The organism is Streptomyces sp. NPDC127038 (assembly GCF_042725875.1).
In the GTDB taxonomy this organism is placed as follows: Bacteria; Actinomycetota; Actinomycetes; order Streptomycetales; family Streptomycetaceae; genus Streptomyces.
The window spans coordinates 26,093-32,982 of the sequence record NZ_JBHXDQ010000088.1; the positions used below are offsets into that span (position 1 = coordinate 26,093).

Consider the following 6,890-nt stretch of genomic DNA (forward strand, 5'->3'; position numbering starts at 1 on the left):
GCTCGGGGGGTGCGCACACCGGACTCCACCACAGCAGCGGCGGTCCTCCCCCTCGTGGGCGGACCCGCGAACGTCCTCACCGTCGCCCACTGCATGACCCGGCTCCGGCTGGGTCTGCGGGACCGGAGCCTGGTCGACGAGGAGGGCCTGCGGGCCCTTCCCGCCGTCCTCGGCCTGGTCGCGGACGGCCTCTCGTTCCAGATCGTGCTGGGCCCCGGCACGGTCGCCCGCGTGGCACCCGCGTTCGAGGCCCTGCTGACGCCCGCCACCGACGCACCCGCCCCGCTCGACGGCCTTGAGCCGGCCGCTCCGCCCGGCACCACGCCGGTCACCCCCACGCCGGTCACCACCGCGGACCGGCTCGCCCGGCGCGGCGCCGAGCTGAAGGCCGCCAGGACCCGCCGCAACGCCACCCCCCTCAAGCTGTTCCTGCGCCGGATCGCGGACGTGTTCGTGCCCCTGATCCCCGCCCTGATCGGCTGCGGGGTGATCGCCGGCCTCAACGGACTGCTGGTCAACCTCGGCGTGCTGCCGGGCCTCACCCCCGCCCTGACCGCGATCTCCTCCGGGTTCATGGCCCTGATCGCCGTCTTCGTGGGGCACAACACGGCCAAGGTGTTCGGCGGCACCCCGGTCCTGGGCGGCGCGGTCGCCGCCGTCGTCGTGTACGCGGGGGTCGCCAAGGTGACCGTCCTCGGCGTGACGCTGGCCCCCGGGCAGGGCGGGGTCCTGGGCGCCCTGGCCGCGGCCCTGCTCGGCACGTACGTGGAGAAGTGGTGCCGCCGCTGGGTGCCGCCCACCCTCGACGTCCTGGTCACCCCCGCCCTCACCGTGCTGCTGACCGGCCTGGTGACGCTGTACGCGCTGATGTACGCGGCCGGGGAACTCTCCGCCGCCATCGGCACCGCCGCCGCCTGGCTGCTCTCCACCACGGGCGCCTTCGCCGGGCTCGTCCTCGGCGCCCTCTTCCTCCCCCTGGTCATGCTGGGCCTGCACCAGGCCCTCATCCCCATCCACACGACCCTCATCGAGCAGCAGGGCTACACCGTCCTGCTGCCCGTCCTCGCCATGGCGGGCGCCGGCCAGGTCGGCGCCGCCCTCGCGGTCTACGTCCGGCTGCGCCACGACACCTCACTGCGCACGACGATCAGATCGGCGCTCCCGGCCGGTCTCCTCGGAGTCGGCGAACCCCTGATCTACGGCGTCTCCCTGCCGCTGGGCCGCCCCTTCGTCACGGCCTGCGCGGGCGGAGCGGCGGGCGGCGCCTTCATCGGCTTCTTCTCGATGCTGGGCGACCGGGTCGGCTCGACGGCCATCGGCCCCTCCGGCCTCGCCCTGTTCCCGCTGCTGTCCGGCAACCGGGGCCTCGGGGTCACCGCCGCGATCTACGCGGGCGGCCTGCTCACCGGGTACGCCGTCGGATTCGCGGCGACCTGGTTCCTCGGCCTGGGCGGCCTCACCACGACCGGTCCCGACGGTGACCTCGACGGCGCCTCACCGGCCCGTCGGGCAGAACAGGCCACGGTGTAGCCGTGCTGTCGGTGGCGCGTGCGACGCTGGGGGCATGAACCACGCACAGCTGACCGCCCTGGGCCGTGCTCTGCGGCTGCTCGGGGAGCACGGCGACACCCTGAACGCCGACACCCCCGACGCCAAGCTGCACGAGGTCAAGGCCGACCTGAAGCGGGCCCTGGACCTGCTCGACGAGACGGTGACGACGGCCAAGCCCACCACCCGCTGCGCCGAGCACCCCAACGGCCCGGTGGACGAGAGCGCCCCGGACCGCTGTCTGCTCTGCGAGACCCGCCGCCGCACCGCCCGCCGCACCGAGGTCCACGACTCGTACGCGCACGGCCGGGCGCCCGCTCCCGACGAGCTGCCCGACCGCACGATGTCCCGCTACGGAGTCCGCGGCGACCGCCCCCAGCCCCAGCAGCGCTGGCTCCCCGAGGTCTGGAACGGCCAGACGTGGCTCCTGTGCGGCACCCCCCGCCGCGACCGCCAGGAGGCCGAGCGCTACCTGGCCGCCGAACGCCGGGCCCCCCGCCCCGGCATGGCGTACCGCCTGGTCCACGAGTTCACCGACTACGAGGTGCTGCGCATCTGGGGCACACCGGTGAAGGTCGACATCGAACCGATGGGCAACCTGTAGGCGGCCGGCCCCCGCGGCCCCCGGGGACGGTTCCGGTCAGGGCAGACGTCCCTCCGCGTTGATCCGCCGCACCCGGGCCCGCAGCACCTCCCCCGGCGGCGCCTCCCCGAGGGCCTCGGGCGGACAGTCCCACTCGATCCCGCCGCCCGGCGGCCGCAGTTGTACGAGGCCGCCCTCGCGCCCCATCACCTGGCCGAGCCGCCCGTCCCGCACGTCGATCGCGTACTCCTCGCCCGACGTCATCTCCATCCCACCGATCCCTCCACGCTGAGTGTTCCTGTTCACCACCCAAAGTGATCGGCAGATCCGTAGCCTGGCCAGAGTCGGCGCTCCAACAAACCCACCTGTTCGACAGGGAGTCGCCATGCCCGGCCCCAAGGACCTCGACCCGTCCGCCTCCCCCCGCGCGATGATCGGCGCCGAGCTGCGGCACGCCCGCGAGAACGCCGGCCTGAGCCAGTCCGAACTGGGCGAACCGCTCTTCGTCAGCGGTTCGTTCATCGGCCAGCTGGAGTCGGGCACGCGGCGCCTCCAGCTGGAGTACGCCGTCCAGATGGACGAGATCCTCGGGACGAAGGGCTTCTTCGAGCGCAATTGCCGGGCCCTGGCCAGGTCGAAGTACCCGGACCACTTCGTGGAGGCGGCGGAGGCGGAAGCCTTGGCCAGGGGGATCAGGGAGTATGCAACGCTTTTGATTCCGGGGCTGTTGCAGACCCGGGAGTACGCGGAGGAGATCTTCCGCGCCTACAAGCCGACGGCACCCGACCAGGAGATCGAGGCACTGGTGTCGGCCCGACTTGATCGAGCTCGGCTCATCTGCGATCCAACAACGCCGTTGTTGTGGGTGATTCTGGACGAGGCCGTGCTCCGGCGCCCGGTCGGCTGCAACGCGGTGATGGCAACGGCCCTGCGGCACATCGCGGAACTGGCCCGTCGGCGCCGGATCATCGCGCAGGTACTGCCGTTCAGTTGCGGAGCCCACGCCTCGATGACCGGCCCGTTGAAGCTGATGGAGTTCGAGGACGCACCCCCGCTGTCGTTCGTCGAAGGGCCGGACATGGGGAAGCTGCTGGACGATCCGGCGACCGTCGCCCGGCACGGCCTCACCTTCAACCTCCTTCAGGCTGCCGCCCTTTCACCGCACGAGTCGCTGGCCCTGATCGAGTCCGTGGCGCAGGATTACGAGCATGGAGACCAACACCCGTGAGGACGACCTGACCCCCGCCACCTGGCGCAAGGCCAGCTACAGCGGAGGCGAGGGCGGGAACTGCCTGGAAGTAGCCCCCGGTGCAGGCCGCGAAGGCCACCTCGTTCGGGATTCCAAGAACCCGGGGCCCGTGATCGCCTTCGGCGCGGAAGCGTGGGGCACCTTCGTCGGCCACCTGTGAAAAAAGGGAGGGCACCCGCGTCACCGCGGGCGCCCTCCCTCCCCCGTTCCTCCCGGCTCACCGGGAAGCTCTGTGGATCAGCTCAGCGAACCCAGCGCCGCCGCGTCGTACGGGGCGAGCTCGTCGTAGCGGCCGGCCAGGACCTTCGCGGCCCACTCCGGGTCCTGGAGCAGCGCGCGGCCGACGGCGACCATGTCGAACTCGTCGCGCTCCATGCGGTCGAGGAGGTCGTCGATGCCCTTGACCGGGGAGCCCTCGCCGACGAACGCCTTGATGAAGTCGCCGTCCAGGCCGACCGAGCCGACGGTGATGGTGTGCTTGCCCGTCAGCTTCTTCGTCCAGCCGGCGAGGTTCAGGTCGGAGCCGTCGAACTCGGGCACCCAGTAGCGGCGGGTGGAGGCGTGGAAGGAGTCCACTCCGGCCGCGGCGAGCGGGGTGAGGATCGCCTCCAGCTCCTCCGGGGTCTCCGCGAGCCGGGCGTCGTACGCCTGCTGCTTCCACTGCGAGTAGCGGAAGATGACGGGGAACTCGGGCGAGACGGCCGCCCGCACCGCGGCGACGATCTCCGCGGAGAACTTCGTACGGGCCACCGGGTCGCCGCCGTACGCGTCCTCGCGCCGGTTGGTGCCGGCCCAGTGGAACTGGTCGAGCAGATAGCCGTGGGCGCCGTGCAGCTCGACGCCGTCGAAGCCGATGCGCTCGGCGTCCGCGGCGGCCCTGGCGAACGCCTCGATGACGTCGTCGAGGTCCTGCTGCGTCATGGACTTGCCCGTGACCTGGGCGCCCTCCTTGTAGAGGCCGGAGGGGCCGACGGGCGGGGCGTCCGCGATGGGCGGCTCGCCCGCCTTGCGGACCATGCCTATGTGCCACAGCTGCGGGACGATCGTGCCGCCGGCCTTGTGCACGGCGTCGGCCACGTTCGCCCAGCCGGCCAGCTGCTCCTCGCCGTGGAAGCGCGGCACGTCGTCGCTCTGCCCGGCCGAGTCGTGGCCGACGTAGGTGCCCTCGGTCACGATGAGACCCACGCCCGCGGCGGCGCGGCGGGAGTAGTAGCCGACCACGTTCTCGCCCGGGACACCGCCCGGCGAGAACATCCGGGTCATCGGGGCCATGGCGATCCGGTTGGGGACGGTCAGGCCGTTGATGGTGACGGGACGGGACAGGATCTCGGCGGCGCGGGACGCGGCGTCAGCGGTCACGTGGGGGCTCCTCGAAGAGGTGGGCGGTATGACGTCGGGCGGTCTGCGAGGCAGGAGATTCCGTGCGGTATGTGCACATGCATCGACTGCTCGTCAGCGTCAACCGCCGCGCCGGGCGCGGCATTCCGCCGGGCCCGCACAGGCCTCTGTGATCCGGGCCACGCCACGGGCCCGGATCGCCCGCCCCGGGCCCGGATCCGGTCCGGGAAACGCCCGAGGGCGGCACCTCCCCTGGGGGAAGGTGCCGCCCTCGGAACGTCAGGACGGTTGATCGACCGGGGTCGATCAGAAGTCCATGTCACCGCCCGGCATGCCGCCCGGAGCGGCCGCGGAGGCCTTCTCCGGCTTGTCGGCGATGACGGCCTCGGTGGTCAGGAACAGCGCGGCGATGGAGGCGGCGTTCTGCAGAGCGGAACGGGTCACCTTCGCCGGGTCGATGATGCCTTCGGCGATCATGTCGACGTACTCACCGGTCGCGGCGTTCAGGCCGTGGCCGACGGGGAGGTTGCGCACCTTCTCGACGATGACGCCACCCTCGAGACCACCGTTGACGGCGATCTGCTTGAGCGGGGCCTCAAGGGCCAGACGCACGGCGTTGGCGCCGGTCGCCTCGTCACCCGTGAGCTCGAGCTTCTCGAAGACCGAGGAAGCCTGGAGCAGGGCCACGCCACCACCGGCGACGATGCCCTCCTCGACGGCCGCCTTCGCGTTGCGAACGGCGTCCTCGATGCGGTGCTTGCGCTCCTTGAGCTCGACCTCGGTGGCGGCACCGGCCTTGATGACGGCCACGCCGCCGGCCAGCTTCGCCAGACGCTCCTGGAGCTTCTCGCGGTCGTAGTCCGAGTCGGAGTTCTCGATCTCGGCACGGATCTGGTTCACACGGCCGGCGACCTGGTCGGCGGAGCCGGCCCCGTCGACGATCGTGGTCTCGTCCTTGGTGATGACGACCTTGCGGGCGCGGCCCAGCAGGTCCAGACCCGCGTTCTCCAGCTTGAGGCCGACCTCCTCGGAGATGACCTCGCCGCCCGTGAGGATGGCGATGTCGCCGAGCATGGCCTTGCGGCGGTCACCGAAGCCCGGGGCCTTGACGGCGACGGACTTGAAGGTGCCACGGATCTTGTTGACGACCAGGGTCGACAGGGCCTCGCCCTCGACGTCCTCGGCGATGATCAGCAGCGGCTTGCCCGACTGCATGACCTTCTCCAGGAGCGGGAGCAGGTCCTTGACGGAACCGATCTTGGAGTTGGCGATCAGGATGTACGGGTCGTCGAGCGACGCCTCCATACGCTCCATGTCGGTGGCGAAGTACGCCGAGATGTAGCCCTTGTCGAAGCGCATACCCTCGGTGAGCTCCAGCTCCAGACCGAAGGTCTGGGACTCCTCGACGGTGATGACGCCTTCCTTGCCGACCTTGTCCATCGCCTCGGCGATGAGCTCGCCGATCTGGGTGTCGGCGGCGGAGATGGAGGCCGTGGAAGCGATCTGCTCCTTGGTCTCGACATCCTTCGCCTGCTCAAGGAGGGCACCGGAGACGGCCTCGACGGCCTTCTCGATACCGCGCTTGAGGGCCATCGGGTTGGCGCCGGCGGCGACGTTGCGCAGGCCCTCGCGGACGAGCGCCTGGGCGAGGACGGTGGCGGTGGTCGTACCGTCACCGGCGACGTCGTCCGTCTTCTTGGCGACTTCCTTGACCAGCTCGGCGCCGATCTTCTCGTACGGGTCCTCGAGCTCGATCTCCTTGGCGATGGAAACACCATCGTTGGTGATCGTGGGCGCGCCCCACTTCTTCTCGAGGACGACGTTACGGCCCTTGGGGCCGAGGGTGACCTTGACGGCGTCGGCGAGCTGGTTCATCCCGCGCTCGAGACCGCGCCGTGCCTCCTCGTCGAACGCGATGATCTTGGCCATGTGAAGTGGTCCTCCCGGACGGGGTGGATTGCTCCGGATCGCGCCCGCGCCCGCGACGGACGGCCCTCGAACCCTGTGGTTCCTTGCCCCACAGGCCCGTGAGCCTCGCCGGCCCGATCCAAGTTCTGTCACTCTCACTCGGAGAGTGCTAACGCCAATGATTAGCACTCGACCCCTGCGAGTGCAAGCGCCTCTCACGGAAACGGGCCTGCGGGTACGCGGCGCGGGCACCGCCCGCGACGC

At 71.0% G+C, this 6,890-nt stretch carries 7 protein-coding genes; 4 read left to right on the plus strand and 3 right to left on the minus strand.

Translation table 11 applies throughout. The features are described from left to right. The first annotated feature begins 9 nt into the window (after window positions 1-9). On the plus strand, window positions 10-1,530 hold the full coding sequence (locus tag ACFWI4_RS37470) for a PTS transporter subunit EIIC (RefSeq protein WP_387205667.1): 1,521 nt from the start codon (window positions 10-12) through the stop codon (window positions 1,528-1,530). A 34-nt stretch (window positions 1,531-1,564) separates the two neighbouring features. Next, complete coding sequence (locus tag ACFWI4_RS37475; protein WP_385395039.1) at window positions 1,565-2,152, plus strand: hypothetical protein; 588 nt, start codon at window positions 1,565-1,567, stop codon at window positions 2,150-2,152. 36 nt (window positions 2,153-2,188) lie between these two features. Here ACFWI4_RS37475 and ACFWI4_RS37480 read toward each other — a convergent pair whose 3' ends face one another. Continuing rightward, window positions 2,189-2,395 (minus strand): hypothetical protein, encoded by a 207-nt coding sequence (locus ACFWI4_RS37480; RefSeq protein WP_339135561.1) that lies wholly within the window; start codon window positions 2,393-2,395, stop codon window positions 2,189-2,191. 121 nt (window positions 2,396-2,516) lie between these two features. On the opposite strand from ACFWI4_RS37480, the gene ACFWI4_RS37485 reads away from it, so the two are divergent. Further along, window positions 2,517-3,359 carry a Scr1 family TA system antitoxin-like transcriptional regulator gene (locus ACFWI4_RS37485; RefSeq protein ID WP_387205670.1) on the plus strand — a complete coding sequence of 281 codons (843 nt, stop codon included), beginning with the start codon at window positions 2,517-2,519 and terminating at the stop codon, window positions 3,357-3,359. Continuing rightward, a complete protein-coding gene (locus ACFWI4_RS37490; protein WP_387205672.1) occupies window positions 3,340-3,540 on the plus strand; it encodes a DUF397 domain-containing protein in 201 nt (66 codons plus the stop codon). Before ACFWI4_RS37485 ends, ACFWI4_RS37490 begins: the two co-directional genes overlap by 20 nt. A gap of 77 nt (window positions 3,541-3,617) precedes the next feature. Here the strand turns inward: ACFWI4_RS37490 and ACFWI4_RS37495 are convergent, their stop codons facing one another. Then, window positions 3,618-4,739 carry an NADH:flavin oxidoreductase gene (locus ACFWI4_RS37495; RefSeq protein WP_387205674.1) on the minus strand — a complete coding sequence of 374 codons (1,122 nt, stop codon included), beginning with the start codon at window positions 4,737-4,739 and terminating at the stop codon, window positions 3,618-3,620. Between the two features lie 285 nt (window positions 4,740-5,024). Beyond that, on the minus strand, window positions 5,025-6,647 hold the full coding sequence (gene groL / locus ACFWI4_RS37500; protein ID WP_385395030.1) for a chaperonin GroEL: 1,623 nt from the start codon (window positions 6,645-6,647) through the stop codon (window positions 5,025-5,027). Window positions 6,648-6,890: the final 243 nt, after the last annotated feature.